This is a genomic window from Myroides sp. LJL119 (assembly GCF_054871605.1).
In genome coordinates, this window is the sequence record NZ_JBTXLO010000008.1 from 31,184 (window position 1) to 49,664 (window position 18,481).

The following is an 18,481-nucleotide window of genomic DNA, read 5'->3' on the forward strand; positions in this document are numbered from 1 at the left end:
TTCACAAAAGTTTAATAGTATCTAAGGTGGAAAATAATATCTTTGAATAAATTAAAAGAAAAAAATTATGAAAAAGATTTCTTTGTTATACCTAGGTCTTATTCTAGGAATGAGCATGCCAGTTTTGGCTCAAAACACACCAAGTTTAGATGTACCTCAAATCAGTGTTACTGGTAATGGTAAATTAAGTGTAGTTCCAGATAAAGTGGAAATTACCTTGGGAATCACTAATCAAGACCCAAAGGCTGAAGTTGCAAAAAAAGCAAACGATCAGGCCATAGCTAAGGTTTTAGCATATTTAAAGACATTGAATTTAAATCACAAGGATATTCAAACAAAAGCGGTAAGTTTATACAAGACAACGGATTATGAAACTAAACAAGAGTCTTTTACTGCCAATCAAAGTATAGTTGTTACTTTAAATGATATCTCCTTGTATGAAAAATTGATGTTAGGGGTAATGGAAAATGGAGTAAACAATATATCTGGTGTAACCTTTATGAGCTCAAAGGCCGACGAGCTACAAAAACAAACACGAGTTTTAGCGGTACAAGATGCAAAAGAAAAAGCAAGTGATTATGCAAATGCTTTAGGTCAAAAAGTAGGTAAAGCTATTTATATTAATGATGGTTCTGTTTCTGGTTCCCCAATGCCTAGAGCTTATATGTTAAAGAGTAGCTCTGTTAGTGAATATGATCAAACCATAGCTATTGGAGAATTGGAGATTACCTCTAATGTTTCTATTAGTTTTGAATTAAAGTAATATTTAAATTATTTTATAAATAAAAGCAAAGCGCTTGAGGGAGTCATATCTTTTCTCAAGCGCTTTTTTATTTAAGTATGTTAAATTATCTTTCGTAATTAAACTCCATTGGAACTTCTTGCTTTTTCGCAATTCTTTGGGCTTGTAAAGCTCGTAGTTCAACTCTTTTTATTTTTCCACTAATCGTTTTTGGAAGTTCACTGACAAACTCTATTTTTCTTGGCATTTTATACGGTGCTAATAAAGATCTAGAAAAGTCAAATATTTCTTTGGCTAGTTCAGGGGTTGGTTGTGTTTTATCTGCCAAGATAATAAAAGCTTTTACCTCAAAACCTTTTACAGGATGAGGACTTGCTACCACAGCTGATTCAACCACACTTGGGTGTTCTAATAAAACACTTTCAACTTCAAAGGGGCCAATTCTATAATCCGATGCTTTTATCACATCGTCATCTCGGCCAATAAACCAAATATACCCATCTGCGTCTTTGTAGGCTTTATCTCCAGTGAAATAGACGTTGTTTCTAAAAACTTGTGCTTGTTTTTCTTTGTCATACATATACTCTTTAAAAATCCCGTTTAATTTTTTTGTATTTGTACGCACACAAATGTTTCCTTCTTCATCAATTGGTAACTCGTTCCCATTGTCATCGGCTATAATAATATCATATAAGAAGGTTGGTTTTCCCATAGATCCGTATTTAACTTGAGCATCTGGGTAGTTTGCAACCATACAAGTACTCTCGGTTTGTCCAAAACCATCGCGTACTAAAATCCCTGTGCCTTGTTTCCATTCTTCAATTATTTCTGGATTTAGAGGCTCTCCAGCTGCTACGCACTGCTTTAAACTAAAATTATATTTTTTTAAATCCTCTTGTATAAAAAAGCGTAAGACAGTAGGGGGTGCACAAAGCGTTGTAATTTTATGCTTTTCAATTAAATCTAGGGTGGTTTTCGCATCAAAACGCTTTGTAGTATGAAATGCAAAGATTGTTGCTCCCACATTCCAAGGCGCAAATAAGCTACTCCAACCAAATTTAGCCCATCCGGGTTGCGAGATATTATAATGTATATCCTCTTTGGTAACTCCAATCCAGGCTGAGGTAGCCAAGTGACCTAAGGGTTGACTTAAATGAGTATGACAAACAATCTTAGGCATGCCTGTAGTACCAGAGGTGAAGAACATAAATAAAACATCATCTGGTTTGGTCTTAGCTGCCTGTGCATGTACAGGTTCTTTGTCTATTTCAGATAAACTATACCATCCATCACGCTGTGCATCTACGATAATTTTTACTGGTATTTTTATACCAGACTCCTTCTCGGCTTGATCTATTTTATCGGCGTTATCTTGGTCGGCTAAAATTACTTTAGGCTTAATTTTCTCAAAGCGATAAACCAAGTCCTGAACTCCTAAGATACTGGCTGCAGGAGATAGTTTAAAGCCTGCTTTAATTGCCGCTAGATGCGTAACCCAGTTAATTCGTTGAAGCATCATTTGGGTTAAAATAACATCTTGTTTTTGTATGCCTTTGGAACGAAGAAAATTAATAAGCTTATTATACCTTTGGTATAAAGTTAAAAAAGAGTAGTTGTGTGTAACTTCTCCATCTGTCCATAATAAAGCAGTCTTATCAGGAGTTTCCTTTACATGAATATCTTCGAAAACTTCTGTTACCCAGTTAAAATATTCTGGCTTTTCGATTTGAAGATCCGCAAGGGCATCATAATCTTTATCGGCAAGTAATTGGCCGATTTTCAAATACAAATCTTTCATTTTTTAGTTTTTGGTTGTAGAAATATACATAAAACTAAACACAGATAAAAAATTAAACCCCCATAAAATATATTATTTAACATTTAGGGAGCTTGTTTTAGTCTAAATTAAAATGTGAATAATGTATTTTTAATCTGTTTAAATGAAAGAAAAATTACAAATACTCAAAAACAAGTAGGTTTTAGTTATTTATTATTTTTCTATTTTTCTATTTTCTAAAAATAATGTAAAAGTTTATTAAAGGGTTTTTCATGGATTTATAAGGATTAGATTTTGAATGTTATTTATTTAAATCAATCCTTAGTTCTACCTATTTTACTATATTGGGATATAAATTTTTTGTTGTATTTCTTGATATTCTTTCTGTGCAATACTCAAAGCGGTTATTCCTCCACCACTTTTATAGAAAAACTGTTGTTGTTCTTGTTCAATAAAGCGAATCATTACACCGCTATCCAGGGTGTTTCCATCAAAAATTCCGCATATTCCGGTATAATAATTCCTGTTATATGCCTCGCTTTTCTCTATAATTTCTAAGGTTTTTATTTTTGGAGATCCAGTGATGGACCCCCCCGGGAGCAAGTCCTGGAAGATATCCCCAATATTTTGGTTCCATGTATTGGGTAAATCCGCGCTTATTTGTGAGCTCATCTGTAAAATAGGACCTTTTGATGTCTGTATTTTATCTAGGTAGGCAAATCGATCCACTTTGGTTTGTGTACCAACTATATTTAAATCGTTTCGGATTAAATCTACAATAGTATAATGTTCGGCCATTTCTTTGGGGTCATTTAATAAGATTTGACTTGCATTATCAATTCTTGCATCTATGGTTCCTTTCATGGGGAAACTAAAGATTCGATTATTTTTTATTTGTATAAATATTTCCGGGGAAAAACAGGTGAAGTTGTCTTTTAAATAAACTTTGTATTTGGCTTTTGCTTGGTAGAAAACATCTACTAGTTGACAATTAAGTTGTATTGGAGTGCAGATCGTTAAGTTAGTTAGATACGAGTTACCTAATTGAATTTCTTGCATTACCTTGTTGAATTTATGCTGGTAATTTTCAAAGGAAATCATCTCAGGTTTTATTTGAGCTACTTTCGAACTTGTATATTTTTGAGAATTAGTCTTTCCTTGGAAATCATATAATATCCAATTTGGATCAATATCCTCAAGGGGTAGTACAATATTGTTTTGTCCATTAAAATCTAGGATAAAAACAAATGGAATTCTTGCCTTCCCTAGGCGATTCATTGTTTGGATAGTTGTATCTTTGATGCGCATTTCAGATTGTGAATTTACCTGTCAAAGATACAAAAATTGTTTATGAGCCCGTCCAAGCATATTGTTATAATAGATAACTATGATTCTTTTACCTTTAATTTATATCAAATTTTTAAAGAACACCCCAAATGTCAAATAGAGGTGATTGCTCATGATAAAGTGGTGGTAGAAGAGTTAGATAAGTTTGATAAAATTGTTTTATCTCCAGGTCCTGATATACCTAGTGCCTATCCAGTTTTGGCCCAGATATTGGATCGCTATAAAGGTATAAAACCCATTTTAGGTGTTTGTTTAGGACATCAGGCCATCGCAGAATATTTTGGCGCTAAACTATATAATTTATCCAAGGTATGTCATGGCCAAAAAAAAGCTATTGATATTTGCGATGATAACGAGCTTTTATTTAGCGGTTTGGTACAACCAGTAAAAGTGGGACTTTACCATTCTTGGGCGGTGAGCTTAGAAGATTTTCCAGAACAGCTACAAATCACCGCGACTAGTGAATCTGGTGTTATAATGGCTATTTCTCACCGGGGGTATAACATAAAAGGTATTCAATTTCATCCCGAGTCTTATATGAGTCAGCAAGGGGTGAGAATTCTACACAATTGGATTAATCAAAACTAGTTGTACAAGTTTGGATGTAAACCATTGGAGGTAAAGGCACTTTTTTTAAAAAAAGCCTAAAAAATAATATCGTGGACTCAGCTAATATTCTTAACTTAGGGAGATTGTGTGTTTTATATATAAGTGCACATATTTAAAAAAAGAATTTTAATTAAAACAAGTAATAAAAGTTTTTAGGAAAAATCTCTTAAAAACCTAATAAAACGCATGGAAGTAGAAGTAGTAAAAGATCCCAAAATAAAAAAATATCTACCCTGGTTAGGTGCACTAGCAATTTTTATGCAGGCCTTGGATGGAACCATATTAAATACCGGTTTGCCATCTATAGCAAAAAGTTTAGGAGAATCCCCTTTACAAATGCAAAGTGTGATTGTTTGTTACACCCTTACAGTGGCTTTACTTATTCCTTTAAGTGGATGGTTGGCTGATCGTTATGGAACCAAGCGTATTTTTATTACCGCCGTGGTTTTATTTACCCTAGGATCCTTACTGTGTAGTTTCTCAGATACCTTAAATCAATTAATACTCTCGCGAATTATCCAAGCCATAGGAGGCTCGATGATGGTACCGGTGGCCAGACTTACTTTAATTTACGCCTATCCAAAAGACCAATTACTCGGGGTTATTAATTTTATTACTATTCCGGCATTAATAGGTCCAATGCTTGGACCTACCGCTGGTGGATTCTTGGTGGAAAAATTGTCCTGGCATTGGATATTTTTAATCAACGTGCCAGTTGGAATATTGGCTATAATTGTTGCCAATCGTATTATTCCTAATTTTACCAATAAGGTAAACCGTTTTGATCTATGGGGATGGATTTTGTTTAGCGGGGGACTAACTAGTTTAACCCTTGTGATTGAAAGATGGAATTCCCCGGGTATGTCTATGTATATTATTTTGGCATTATTAATGGGATCCTTACTCTGTGTTTATGGGTATGTTAGACATGCAAAAACAAGTAGTTATCCATTGATAAAATTAAGTTTGTTTAAAATACAAACTCTTTCCATTGGGTTAGTTGGAAACTTGGTAACGCGTTTTGGAATAGGAGGAATGCCTCTTATGATACCTCTTCTTTTGCAAATAGGATTTGGCTATTCTCCCTTTTACGCAGGTCTTATGATGATACCCCAGGCCCTTGCAAATTTAGTTTCACGAAACTTTGTAGTGCCTATTGTTAAGCGATACGGGTATCGTACTACTTTAATTACAAACACAATCTTAGTTGGTTGTTTAATAAGTATGTTTTTCTTTGTTACACAACAAACGCCCTATTGGGTGATCATTATTTTAATGATTTTCAATGGAGCTTTTAATGCCATTCAATTCACCTCGATGAATACCATATCATTGGCTGATTTGGACAAGGAAACTTCCAGTGAGGGTAATAGTTTATTGTCCGTGACCCAACAATTGGCCATTAGTCTTGGGATTTCACTAGCGGCTATGTTCTTGATGTTATTTGAAAAAACATCTCTACCTGGAATAACACAAGGAGGCACAGGGGTGTTTCGTTATACCTTTTTAGTGATGGGATTACTGACTGTTGTATCTAGTACAATTTTCTTGAAATTGGATAAATCTGCTGGAGAAAGTATGTCGGGGAAAAGATTATACAAGGCCCAAGAGCAGGAAGATCAGGCTATGTAAAAAATATGTTTTAATAAAAGTAGGTGATAAGTAAAGTTAGTAAATACTTTTTTTTGGTTATCTACCTAAATCTATGTAAATCCCTTTTTTTGGTTATCTACCTAAATCTATGTAAATCCCTTTTTGTTAAAGGGGGGTATAAGCCTTCCATATTTCTTTTTAAAAAAGAAAAAAAAAGACTAGATACTTTATTCTAACATTGGGTTTTAATCTAATTGTTTCCCTTGGTTTTAGGGAGTTTTAGCTTTGCGTTTTTTGTTAATAGCTTTGCTTGTTAAAGCTACATTAATTGTTTTTTTCTCTGGAGTTATACACCAAGTATTCACCTTATTTTAAATTTTCTAAAGCATTTTGACTTAAAAAGGCCTTATTCCTTCTTTGCTTGTTTTACGCTTTTTACTGGGGTTAGCTAAATTTGGTTAACCAGTGGATTTATTAGGTGATTACTAACAGCTATTATGGGCTGATTTTTATTTGTTTTACGCCTTTGTATAATAAAGCGAAAGTTTTTACAATCGTTTTTACCATACCTTGGCTTAAATAATATGTTTTAAATCTGGGTGAATCCTTGTGAAAAAACGCTCTGCGGTATATCCCTATTATTAAATAAGTGCCTTGTAATAAACCCGTCTTATTGTGAGAAAGTGAAAATCCCTTTTTCATTATCTATTTTATTTTTTCTATGGTTACAAGTTCCAAGTAATGGGTAAAACAGCAGGCTTTAACCACAGAGTCAAACCAGTTGTTTTCATGAAAATAGGCATATATAAAATAAATTTTCATTATTTAGAATAGTTATATATTGAGTTTATGTTTTTTAAATCGGTGTTTTTCTGTGTAAATGTTATTAAAAATTGATAAATTTAAATTGTCTTTTTGTTAAAACAGGGTATTTGTTTTGGTTTTTCATACCTTTTAGGTATTGGACCTAGGTAAAAAGTCTGTTTAAAAATAGTAAGACCGTAATTCAAAGTTTAGATAAGTCTATAAAAATTGTATTTATACTTAAAACCATTATAACAATGAACACACTTACCCGTAAGCTGATTATGGCTGCAACTGGACTTTTTCTAGTTTTTTTCCTATTGATACATTTCCTGGGAAACTTACAGTTATTCGAACCTGCAGAACAAGCCCAAAAGGGTTTTAATGCTTATTCCGCATTTTTAACAGGGAACCCTTTTATTAAGGTAGTTTCTTATCTTTTGTATTTGTCGATTATTTTTCATGCTCTATACGCGTTGATTATCACATTAAAAAACAACAAGAGTGCAGGACATTATAAAAAGGATCAAAGACAAAAATCCAGTAAGTGGGCCAGCAGAAATATGGGACTTTTAGGAACAATTGTACTTATTTTTCTTGTGATCCATTTTCAAAATTTTTGGTATAAGTACAAATTTGGATCGATAGGCTTAGATCCATATGGACATAAAGATTTGTATAGCGTTGTTGTAACAGCTTTCAATCAAGGATGGTTAGTTATTTTATACGTGGTGGCCATGATAGGATTAGCCTACCATTTAATACATGGTATAAATAGCGGAATTAGAACCTTAGGATTGTTTAATCCCAAGTTTGTAAGATGGGTAAATGCTTTTGCTTATATCTATTCAACTGTTATATGTTTTGGCTTCGCAATGATGCCTATTTATATTTATTTCACTCATAAATAATTTACAAAATGAAGTTAGATGCAAAAATTCCACAAGGACCACTAGAACAAAAATGGTCGAATTATAAAAAAACTGCTCGTTTGGTAAATCCTGCTAACCGCAAAAAACTAGATGTAATTGTGGTTGGAACCGGATTAGCTGGTAGCTCACTGGCGGCCTCTTTGGGTGAGATGGGTTATAATGTGAAGTCATTTTGTTTTCAAGATTCTGCTCGTCGGGCACACTCTGTGGCAGCACAAGGAGGTGTGAATGCTGCGAAAAATTATAAAAATGATGGAGATAGTGTATATCGTATGTTTGTTGATACTTTAAAAGGTGGTGACTTCCGATCACGAGAAGCCAATGTATATAGACTAGCGGAGTGTTCGGTTAATCTGATTGATCAGGCTGTTGCTCAAGGAGTCCCTTTTGGTAGAGAGTACGGCGGGTATTTAAATAACAGGTCCTTTGGAGGGGTACAAGTAAGTAGAACTTTTTATGCAAGAGGACAAACTGGACAACAATTGTTATTGGGAAGTTATCAAGCCTTGATGCGTCAAGTAAATAAGAAAACCGTACAAATGTATTGCTCCCATGAAATGCTAGATATTGTGGTTGTAAATGGAAAGGCCAAAGGTGTGGTGGTTCGAAATTTAGAATCCGGGGAAATAGAGAAGCACGCCGCCGATGCGGTGGTTTTAGCCACCGGGGGTTTTGGTAAGATTTACTATCTATCTACTCTTGCTATGGGATGTAATGGTTCTGCTATTTGGAGAGCCCATAAAAAAGGAGCTTTTTTTGCTAGTCCAAGTTGGACACAAATACATCCAACTTCTTTACCTCAATCTGGGGATTATCAGTCAAAACTTACCCTTATGAGTGAATCTTTAAGAAATGATGGACGAATTTGGGTTCCATTAAATCAAGGAGATACGCGTTTGGCCAATGATATACCAGAGAATGAAAGAGATTATTACCTAGAGCGTAGATACCCATCTTTTGGAAATTTAGCACCTCGTGATATTTCTTCTCGTGCAGCCAAAGAACGTATCGATGCTGGTCATGGGGTAGGAGCCTTGAAAAATGCCGTTTATTTGGATTTTTCAAAGGCTATAAAAGAGCAAGGGATACAGAAAATTAAAGAAAAATATGGCAATCTTTTTACCATGTATCAAAAAATAACAGGTATAGATGCCTATAAAGAGCCGATGATGATTTCCCCGGCTGCTCACTTTTCTATGGGTGGGTTATGGGTTGATTACGAATTGCAAACTACCATTGCAGGTTTGTTTGCCCTTGGAGAGGCAAATTTTGCTGATCATGGGGCTAATCGTTTAGGGGCTAATTCCCTTTTACAGGCCTGTGTGGATGGTTATTTTATTGCTCCTTATACTATTAGTAATTATCTAGCGGGAGAACTCAAAGAGCCTAAGGTTACGGTGGATCACCCTGAATTTGAACTAGCGGCCAAACAAGCTCAAGAGAAGTTAGATGGTTTACTTGGAATTAAGGGAAGTAAAACGGTAGATTATTTTCATAAAAAATTAGGTAAGATATTGTATGACTATTGTGGCTTGGCTCGCACAAAGCAAGGATTGGAGTCAGCAATTCAGCAAATAAAGGATTTAAGTGACGAGTTTTATAAAGATGTTAATGTACCGGGTAATAGTACTGGAATTAATAGTGAACTTGAAAAGGCTGGACGAGTAGCTGATTATTTGGAAATAGGTGTTTTAATGTGTTATGATGCTTTAACCCGAGAGGAGTCGTGCGGGGCTCATTTTAGGGAAGAATACCAAACACCAGATGGTGAGGCTATGCGAAATGATAAAGATTTTCAGTTTATATCTGCTTGGCAATGGCCTGGTGGGGCTAGTGAGCAGCCAATTTTAAACAAAGAAGATCTAATTTTTGAATATGTACAACCAACTATCCGTAGTTATAAATAACAATAAAATTATGAAACTGCATTTAAAGATTTGGAGACAAGACAATCGCAATGCCAAAGGTAAATTGGTTGATTATACTTTAGATAATGTAAATACTCATATGTCTTTTTTAGAGATGCTTGATACATTAAATGATCAGTTAATTACCCAAAATGAAATACCTGTAGAATTTGATCACGACTGTAGGGAGGGCATATGTGGACAATGTGGGGTGATGATAAATGGACAGGCCCATGGTCCTTTAAAAAACACCACCACTTGTCAGTTGCATATGCGCGAGTTTAAGGATGGGGAAACCATTTTAATTGAACCTTTTGGTGCGGCAGGATTTCCTGTGAAAAAAGATCTAAAGGTAGACCGCTCTGCTTTTGATCGAATTATTTCCTCGGGAGGATATGTCTCGGTAAACACCGGTCAAGCTCCAGAGGCCAATACCATACCTGTTTCTCATGAGCATGCAGAGGCGGCCTTTGACTCGGCAGCCTGTATTGGATGTGGTGCATGTGTGGCTACTTGTAAAAATGGTAGTGCCGCTTTGTTTACCTCTGCCAAGATTACCCAGATGGCTATTTTACCACAAGGTAAGCAAGAAAGAAAAACAAGGGTTTTGAATATGATTGCACAAATGGATATTGAAGATTTTGGGCATTGTTCTAACACCCAAGCATGTGAGGTAAAATGTCCGCAGGGTATTTCCGTTTTAAATATTGCACAGATGAATTACGAGTACAATCGGGCAAACTTTTTTAAATTTAAAAAGAAATAAGTATGACTAGTTTACTTAACAAGAGTTTACGTTTTTTTCTTATTTTAATACTAGGGTTTTTTTATACTTTGGGTTTGGCTCAACAACCGACCATAGAAAATGATACAATTCAAATCTTTGAAGAAACAATTGTATTTAACGCCCCTGATCAAACATACCCCAAGTTTAAAGTTGGGGGAGTTTTTCAGGCACGTTTTTTAGATAATTTTAAAAAAGGTGTAGATATCGATGGTTTGCAGCACACCCAAGGTGAATTTACCAGCAATAGCTTTGATATCAAACGCATGCGTGTGTCTATGAATGCCAGGATATCGGAAAACTTAGAGGTAGTTGCTTTGGTAAATTTAGCCGACTTTAAAAGTGATCCCAAAACTAAGGTTTTAGAAAATGCCTATGCCAAGTATACGGTGAATCGTTATTTGCAAATTACCGTAGGACAATTCAGACCGCTGTTTGGTATGGAAGACACGTATTCGGTAGACATAGTTAAATCCATAGATTATTCGAATTCCTATTATTTGTTTGGTGCAAACGGCTGGCAAAGCTTTCAAATCGGAGCTGCGATTTCAGGAAGTGTAGATTTGGGTAAAATACCTATGAGTTATGGGGTTTCAGTTACCAATGGAAACGGTAAAAATACCACGGATAATGATAATGGAAAACATTACTCTACAAGACTCCTTTTTAATTTAGATAAAGATTTGAAATTCCATGTTGGGGTTAGTGCTGGATTGGGTGAAACACATAAAGAACAAATATACGCTGTGGCAGCAGAGGCCCAAATAGTTGTTCCCTTGCATGAGCGTTGGAGTTTAGAGATTCAATCCGAGGCAAAACAAGGCTTAAACCAAAATCTATACTTTTCAATAGATCCCCAAACCAGAGTAGGTGTTTTAGATGATTATGTTATGAAAGGATTTTATGTTTTACCAAATTTCAGATATGAAATTGGTAGAAAGCATTTTCAGGCTGTGGAATTTGCCATGCGTTATGAATATTTGGATGCTAACTCGAAGTTAGATTCTAATCCTAGACAATCCTGGGTACCTATGTTAAGCTTAGAGTTTTTAAAGGATTATGGAGCCCGTATTCAAATCGGAATGCAAATAGATAATTACAAACATAACATAAAGAATACCAAAACCTATAATTCGAATTTAGCCTTTATCCAGTTTCAGTGTAGATTATAATATTAAACACCAATTGTTATGAAAGAAATTAATGTAAAAAACATGATAATAACCGTAATAATAGGGGTGTTATTATGGTTTTGTCCTAAGCCAGAGGGGGTTAGTGCGGATGCTTGGCATTTGTTTGCACTTTTTGTTAGTACCATTATAGGTATTATTTTAAAGGCAGCTCCTATGGGAACCATGTGTATGTTGGCTGTTGCTTTAACAGCAGGGTTTCAGCTCTTAGCTCCTGGAAATCCTGGTAAATCAATAACATTGAGTTTAAGGGGGTTTGGAGATAAGGTAATTTGGCTAATTGGAATCTCTTTTTTCATAGCCAGGGGATTCATAAAAACGGGATTAGGTAATCGGATTGCTTATCTATTTATTCGTGGTTTTGGTAAAAGTACTTTAGGCTTAGCCTATGGACTTGGATTAGCAGACCTAGTTTTAGCTCCCGCAATACCAAGTAATACAGCAAGAGGAGGGGGAATTATATACCCTATTATGAAATCCATGGCACTTACCTTTGGATCGGATCCGTCAAAACCCGATACCCATCGTAAACTTGGTTCGTATTTAACATTGAATTCCTATTATATGAATTTAATAACATCATCGATGTTTTTAACAGGAACTGCTAGTAATCCAATGTGTCAAAAATTTGCTGCTGATCTTGGGGTAAATATAAGTTGGATGCGCTGGGCTGCCGCTGGATTTATTCCTGGAATTATTGCCTTTATAATCACTCCGATTGTTTTGTATAAGATATTTCCACCTGAGTTAAAAAAAACACAGGATGCGCCAAGAGTAGCTGCGCAAAAATTAAAAGAAATGGGTAAATTATCGGTTCAAGAAATATTAATGTTAGTTACCTTTTTTATCCTTTTATTTCTTTGGATTACTGGAGATTTATTTCAAATCGATGCCACTACCACAGCCTTTATTGGTCTAACTATTTTACTATTGAGTTCGGTTTTAACATGGGATGATGTAAAATCAGAAAAAAGTGCTTGGGATACCATTGTTTGGTTCGCCGTTTTAGTAATGATGGCCAGTAGTTTGAATGAGCTAGGCTTTATTGGATGGTTTAGTAATTTGGTGCAAGCAAAAATGGGTGGCTTGCATTGGCATTATGCCTTCCCGATAATAGTAGGAGTATATTTCTTTAGTCATTATTTCTTTGCTAGTGCAACGGCGCACGTTGCCGCAATGTATGCAGCTTTATTAGGAGTGGGAATTTCTTTAGGCGTTCCTCCTTTATTATTGGCCTTAATGCTTGGATTTATGGGGTCTATTTATGGAACCCTTACCCATTATGGACATGGACCTGCTCCAGTTTATTTTGGTAGCGGGTATGTGGAACTTAAAACTTGGTGGACCTATGGTTTGATTATCGGGGTTTTATTATTGTTTATTTATTTGGTTGTAGGTACCTCTTGGATGAGTATCATAGGTGATTTTTAAACATAACTATATTAACTAATTAGCCCAATGTTCTATTTAAAAAAAAGCAATACTGGGCTAATATTGTTTTTTAGCTGGTTAAAAAAATGAAGCTGGTAAAAAATCTATCCTATTTTAATAAGTGATAAAGTTAGAGCTGTAAAGAAATTACATCCTTTTTTTGCAAATGCAGCACTACAAGAAATAATAATTTTCATATTACACCTTGTTTTTGGAAGACTATCTATAGCTATTGTTTATTGATTATCTTGTGGTTTTAGCTCTGGTTATCATTGCGTTAGTTTTTATAAACAAAAAAAGGAATTTTAAATCTACTAGAATTTTTAATATTTATAAAACGGCATGTTTTTTTAGGTATTTATAAAATTTCAGATAACAAACAAAATAGAATGAGATATAAAAAAATAAATAATTGTTTTATAAACAATGAGTCATTTGGTTGTTTTTATTGTATGACCTTTTTGAAATTGATGAATTTTCAATATTAAAAATTAGTAGAATAAGTTAAAAATATCATATCTTTATAACTAGTTAACCTCTAAAAGTAAATATTATGAGAAAGGGATTTAAAACCTTAGCTCTTGTAGTCTTAACAGGTGTTTTTGGCACGATGAGTTATGATGCAATGGCCTGTACAAGGGTAGTATATAAGGGACCAAATAACACAATAATCACTGCCAGATCAATGGACTGGAAGGATGAAATAGCAGCCAATATGTGGGTGTTTCCCCGTGGAATGCAAAGAAACGGAGAAGTTGGTTTGGCCTCGGCTACTTGGACGGCAAAGTATGGAAGTGTGGTAATATCCGCTTTTGATATAGCAACTGCTGATGGAATGAATGAAAAAGGATTAGTTTCAAATATTCTATGGTTAGAGGAATCGATTTATCCGCAATACAATCCAAATGGGAGTAAGGATCAAAGAGGAATTTCCCTAGCAATATGGGCCCAATATGTTTTAGATAATTATGCAACAGTTAGCGAAGCGGTAACCGATCTACAAAACAATCCTGTTATTGTGGTTACCGATAACACCCCGGGAAGAGATTCTTTAGCAACTGTACATTTATCAATCTCAGATGCCAATGGTGATAGTGCAATATTGGAGTATATTGATGGGAAATTAGTAATTTATCATAATCCAGAGTATACGGTTTTGACCAACTCACCAACTTATGAAAAACAATTAGCTGTTAATGATTATTGGGCAGCTTTACCAGGAAATAAAGTCCTTCCAGGTACTGGTAGGTCAGAGGATAGATTTGCAAGAGCTTCCTATTACGCGACAGCTGTTGAACAAAGTGATGATATTAAGATTGCCTTAGGGGCTGCCTTTAGTATTATTCGAAATACATCTGTACCATACGGAGTACATATTGAAGGAATGCCAAATCTTTCTTCTACAAAATGGAGAAGTGTAGCTGATCAAAAAAACCTGGTATATTATTACGAAGATCCATTGTCATTGACACCTATTTGGCTTGATTTTTCAAAATTAGATTTTAAACAAGGAGCACCGGTTAAAAAAGTGAATTTAACTAATAGTCCAGATTATATGGGTAATGTGCATAATAAATTACAGACAACAAAACCGTTTAAATTCTTAGGAATTGGATCCTAGTTAGCAATGATAATAACAGGTGTTTTTTTATAAAACAAAAACAATTTATAAAAAACCGCTTTCAGGTATTTTACGGATTATTAATAATGATCCGATTAAGATCCTTATTAAAAAACAAACAGGTAAACTATATTAAGCGGTGGCTTTTTAGAATTTACCTGTTTTTTTTGTAGTTTCCTGATTTTAAATTACCAGCTTTTAGGTATTATTTCAAATAGACCATTTTCGCAAATCCATCGTGGATTTTAATATATTTTGGAAAAGAAGTTTATTTAAATAAAATCGTTTAAGACTCAAGACAAGCTGCGCTAAAACTTATTTGGTAAGAAAAACCTTTTAAGCACTAACTTATCTATAAACCAAATACGCTCTTAAACAGGCACAAGTCTATCGATATTTTAAACAAGGATGATAAGATACCGATATAGTTTAAAGTGAATAGAGTATGTAATTTTTTGCGAAATAGCGTCTTTTTTACATATTTACCAGTATGAATCCAAGTAAAACTAATACTATTTTTAAGGTAAATAGGGATAATTATCACCAACAAGGGTAAATAACAAAAGGCTGTTAGTATTTGTAAAAACAAAGGATAAAAAAAGATTTAAAAAAATGGGAAAAGCCTCCAGTATTTAAGCCAAAAACAACTAACGCTTATAAAGAGATTTTAAAAGTCCTTTATAAGCGTTAGTTTTTGTCTTGGGAAAACCTTTTTTAGAAAAAGCCAATACTATGAGGCTTTTTGAAATTTCCCAACAACTTTATTTAGATAATAACACAAAAATTATTTATTTGTAAACTTACTAGTGTCAAAGTTTAATCCTTTTGCGATGCGCATTCCCAAATCTAAGTCTGCTCTAAACCAATGGCATAACTGGCGGGCAATGATTTCATCGCGTTTCTCTGATCCAATTCCACTCATCGCCTCCACAATGTTATTAACGGTGTTTGTTTTGTCTTGTTCGCTCATTAATCGATAAAGATTACCAGGTTGAGTAAAGTGATCATTCTCTCCCTCTGCATTTCTATCAAAGCGGTCTGCTACCACATTATGACCTAAAAACATTGCAGGTTCTTTGTATTGAGGATCTGCTGTAATCTGATCAAAGCTATTTGGATAGTAATTCGGTGCTGAACCTGCGTTTCCATCCACACGCATTGCACCATCTCTTTGGTAGTTGTTTACTTCAAAAGGGCAACGATTTACAGGAATTTGTTCGTAATTTACCCCTAGTCGATAACGTTGTGCATCTGGATAAGATAAAATACGTCCTTGTAACATTTTATCTGGTGAAAAACCAATTCCATCCACTATATGTGCAGGTGCAAAGGCAGATTGCTCCACATCTTGAAAATAATTTTTAGGATTTTTATTAAGTTCTAATACCCCCACATCTATTAATGGATAATCTTTATGAGGCCACACTTTGGTAACATCAAATGGATTTACTTTGGCATTTTGAGCCTGGTCCAAGGTCATTACTTGAATTTTTAAATTCCATTTTGGAAAGTTTCCGTTTTCAATGTTTTCGTATAAATCCCTTTGCGCAAAATCCATATCATCGGTTCTCATCTTTGCGGCCTGTGGACCAGTTAAGTTTTTAATACCCTGAGCGGTTTTAAAATGAAACTTAACATACACAATTTCATTGTCTTTATTAATCATGGAAAAGGTATGACTACCATAACCATTCATATGGCGATATCCATAAGGTGTACCACGATCGGACATTAGAATCATTACCTGGTGAAGACTCTCGGGATTTAATGACCAAAAATCCCATACCATCGTAGCGTCTTTTAAATTAGTGGCAGGATGTCTTTTTTGAGTGTGGATAAAATCTGGGAATTTTTTAGCGTCTTTAATGAAAAACACTGGTGTATTGTTACCAACTAAATCCCAGTTACCATCCTCTGTATAGAATTTTAGAGCAAAACCTCTTGGATCTCTTTCCGAGTCGGCTGAACCTTTCTCACCTCCAACGGTTGAGAAACGTAAAAAAACATCTGTTTGTTTTCCTATTTCACTAAAAAGCTTTGCTTTGGTGTATTTTGTTATATCATTAGTTACTGTAAAAGTACCATATGCACCTGAACCCTTCGCGTGCACGATTCGCTCTGGAATTCTTTCGCGATTAAAATGGGCTAGTTTTTCATGTAAAATGTAATCCTCCAATAAAACAGGTCCTCTTGGTCCAGCTGTTAAAGAATCTTCATGGTCCATGTAAGGTCTTCCTGAGGCAGTAGTTAATTTTTTGTTGCTCATGTTATGTTGGTTTTAATAATTTATTATTTCTTAATTTTCTTATGACAAACATAATTCTTTAAATCGCTGAATCCTTGTGGATTCAATACTTTAGAAAAATACTACTATAAGAGAAAACTATCAAAATGCTTGTTCGCTATAATTAAAAGCCACGTATAGAAAACACAATTAAAGCTACGAAAAAATATAGAATTTTGCCATCTTTATTATTCTTCAAATCAAGAAAATTACTTTTTTTAATGCCTTAGAGTCGTCCCAGTGGTATGGGGCAGGATTTTTTAAAAGCAATACATTTTAGATATTTTTTTCTAAAGGGGGTTTGCTGCATTATACATTATGGTCCATTGGTTAGCTCACAATAGGAAATTTATGTGTAATTTTGAGATAAATGGCGTTTATATGAATAGAATCTTATATTTGGTTTTATTGCTTTGTATATTACAGAGCTGTTCCTACAAGCATACTTATCAGCCTATTGTTTTTTCGGACTTAACTAAAGCTCCTCAAGTTATTCAACAAAATAACAAGTATTACGCCGAGTTTGAAAACCAAGATGTGCTTTTAGGCAAGCAAAACCTTGTTATAACAAATAACAATGAATATTTTTTACTCAAAAAGGGACAACGTGATATATATCCAATTGTCACAAACGGAGATTCAATCTGGATATCTAATCGATTAATAGACTTAAAAAAAGTATCTAATTTTCGAGATCTAGGCGGCTTGGTTAATCAAGATCAAAGACGTATTATATGGGGGAAATTCTATAGAAGTGGACAGGTCAATGATTTGAAGAAATCAAAGTTTAGCGAGTTTAAAAAATTAGGAATTACCACTGTGGTTGATTTGCGTACCGATAAGGAAATTGCAAGAAAGCCCGATAATTTGCCGAAGGATGTAACTTATCTTAATTATCAAGCATATCAGGACTCGGAAGATATGTTCTCTAAGACACGAAAAGATGTGCTAAAAGGAAAAATATCTCCGGCCACGGCAGATAGTTTGGTTGTAGAGTTCTACGGTTTATATGCTACGGAAAATCCCCAAGAGATACGAAAAATAATAACTACAATTTTAGATAATCCCGACTCTACTTTATTTCATTGTTCTGCTGGAAAAGATCGAACAGGTATGATTGCCGCAATTTTATTAAGTATATTAAAAGTAGATAAACAAATAATTATGCAGGATTATCTTTTGTCAAATAATTATAGAGAAAAACAAGTTGCTTCTAGAATGAAGTTGGCCAAATTTGGTAAATTATTTTTCCCCAACTTAAACTATCAAGTAGTAGAAACTTTTTCATGGATTAAACCTATTTTTCTAGAATCTATGTTTGAAAGTATAACAAAAAAGTATGGATCAATGGACAGTTATATTGAAAATGAGTTACAAATAAGCCCTAAACAAAGGCAAGCTTATTTAGATATTTATACACAAGATGATGCCCAGCAAATCAAAGAATTAGATTTTTAAAC

General features: G+C 34.4%; 13 protein-coding genes. 10 read left to right on the forward strand and 3 right to left on the reverse strand.

The window, feature by feature from the left end:
- Nucleotides 1-67: 67 nt before the first annotated feature.
- Nucleotides 68-763 (forward strand): SIMPL domain-containing protein, encoded by a 696-nt coding sequence (locus ACYSNV_RS09480; protein ID WP_461762334.1) that lies wholly within the window; start codon nt 68-70, stop codon nt 761-763.
- 85 nt (nt 764-848) lie between these two features.
- On the opposite strand, the gene ACYSNV_RS09485 is transcribed toward ACYSNV_RS09480, so the two are convergent.
- Entirely contained in the window at nt 849-2,540 is a 1,692-nt protein-coding gene (locus tag ACYSNV_RS09485; RefSeq protein ID WP_461762335.1) for an acyl-CoA synthetase, read from the reverse strand.
- Between the two features lie 318 nt (nt 2,541-2,858).
- Nucleotides 2,859-3,827, reverse strand: a complete 969-nt coding sequence (locus tag ACYSNV_RS09490) for an aminodeoxychorismate synthase component I (protein WP_461762336.1) — start codon at nt 3,825-3,827, stop codon at nt 2,859-2,861.
- Between the two features lie 42 nt (nt 3,828-3,869).
- On the opposite strand from ACYSNV_RS09490, the gene ACYSNV_RS09495 reads away from it, so the two are divergent.
- The 8 genes from ACYSNV_RS09495 (at nt 3,870) to ACYSNV_RS09530 (ending at nt 14,737) form a co-directional block, all read left to right on the forward strand.
- The gene (locus ACYSNV_RS09495) at nt 3,870-4,454 is read left to right on the forward strand and encodes an anthranilate synthase component II (RefSeq protein ID WP_461762337.1); all 585 of its coding nucleotides are present in this window, start codon (nt 3,870-3,872) and stop codon (nt 4,452-4,454) included.
- A 207-nt stretch (nt 4,455-4,661) separates the two neighbouring features.
- Entirely contained in the window at nt 4,662-6,107 is a 1,446-nt protein-coding gene (gene mdtD / locus ACYSNV_RS09500) for a multidrug transporter subunit MdtD (RefSeq protein WP_461762338.1), read from the forward strand.
- A 1,022-nt stretch (nt 6,108-7,129) separates the two neighbouring features.
- A complete protein-coding gene (locus tag ACYSNV_RS09505) occupies nt 7,130-7,783 on the forward strand; it encodes a succinate dehydrogenase cytochrome b subunit (RefSeq protein ID WP_461762339.1) in 654 nt (217 codons plus the stop codon).
- Nucleotides 7,784-7,791: 8 nt separating this feature from the next.
- Complete coding sequence (locus tag ACYSNV_RS09510; protein ID WP_461762340.1) at nt 7,792-9,711, forward strand: fumarate reductase/succinate dehydrogenase flavoprotein subunit; 1,920 nt, start codon at nt 7,792-7,794, stop codon at nt 9,709-9,711.
- Nucleotides 9,712-9,721: 10 nt separating this feature from the next.
- A complete protein-coding gene (locus ACYSNV_RS09515) occupies nt 9,722-10,477 on the forward strand; it encodes a succinate dehydrogenase/fumarate reductase iron-sulfur subunit (RefSeq protein ID WP_461762341.1) in 756 nt (251 codons plus the stop codon).
- A 2-nt stretch (nt 10,478-10,479) separates the two neighbouring features.
- Nucleotides 10,480-11,667, forward strand: coding sequence for a porin (locus tag ACYSNV_RS09520; RefSeq protein WP_461762342.1), 1,188 nt, complete (start codon nt 10,480-10,482; stop codon nt 11,665-11,667).
- Nucleotides 11,668-11,685: 18 nt separating this feature from the next.
- A complete protein-coding gene (locus tag ACYSNV_RS09525; RefSeq protein ID WP_461762343.1) occupies nt 11,686-13,116 on the forward strand; it encodes an anion permease in 1,431 nt (476 codons plus the stop codon).
- A gap of 610 nt (nt 13,117-13,726) precedes the next feature.
- On the forward strand, nt 13,727-14,737 hold the full coding sequence (locus ACYSNV_RS09530) for a linear amide C-N hydrolase (RefSeq protein WP_461762413.1): 1,011 nt from the start codon (nt 13,727-13,729) through the stop codon (nt 14,735-14,737).
- A gap of 784 nt (nt 14,738-15,521) precedes the next feature.
- Here the strand turns inward: ACYSNV_RS09530 and ACYSNV_RS09535 are convergent.
- Nucleotides 15,522-17,003 (reverse strand): catalase, encoded by a 1,482-nt coding sequence (locus tag ACYSNV_RS09535; protein WP_461762344.1) that lies wholly within the window; start codon nt 17,001-17,003, stop codon nt 15,522-15,524.
- Nucleotides 17,004-17,402: 399 nt separating this feature from the next.
- On the opposite strand from ACYSNV_RS09535, the gene ACYSNV_RS09540 reads away from it, so the two are divergent.
- Nucleotides 17,403-18,479: a tyrosine-protein phosphatase gene (locus ACYSNV_RS09540; RefSeq protein WP_461762345.1), complete on the forward strand. Its 1,077-nt coding sequence runs from the start codon at nt 17,403-17,405 to the stop codon at nt 18,477-18,479.
- The last annotated feature ends 2 nt before the right edge of the window (nt 18,480-18,481 follow it).